1 pseudogene is annotated in these 421 nt (G+C 74.6%); it reads left to right on the forward strand.

The window, feature by feature from the left end:
- A pseudogene (locus ACFZAT_RS07905) lies at window positions 1-100 on the forward strand (IS481 family transposase); the annotation flags it as partial.
- Between the last annotated feature and the right edge of the window lie 321 nt (window positions 101-421).

The following is a 421-nucleotide window of genomic DNA, read 5'->3' on the forward strand; positions in this document are numbered from 1 at the left end:
AGACTTCCTCCACACCTACAACCACCACCGAAGCCACACCGCACTGAACGGCAAGCCACCCATCAGCCGGATTAACAACGCTGCGGGTCAATACAGCTAGGCCGCGGGGGCTGCCGGGCCTGCCACTGGGCCGCGCGAGGCGGCGCGGCGGGGGCGGGCCCTGGCGCCGCCGCCCCGTACACCACCGCCCGGCCCGCGACGGCCTCCGGGATCGCGGACCGGACGGTCGGAGGCGAGCCGGACAGGGCACACCCTTACGGCCTACCGGGCCCGGAGGCACAGACGGACCGCCGTCGGACGCATCACGCCCCAGAAGCCGGGTGTCCGGCACGGAGCCCCGGGCTTCCGGGCCCGCAGGCGCAGGCGGACGACCTCACCGGGCCAAGGCCCGAACACCGATGCCCGACACTCGGCGACCCGC

It is taken from the genome of Streptomyces sp. NPDC008163 (genome assembly GCF_042956885.1).
Classification (GTDB): domain Bacteria; phylum Actinomycetota; class Actinomycetes; order Streptomycetales; family Streptomycetaceae; genus Streptomyces; species Streptomyces drozdowiczii_A.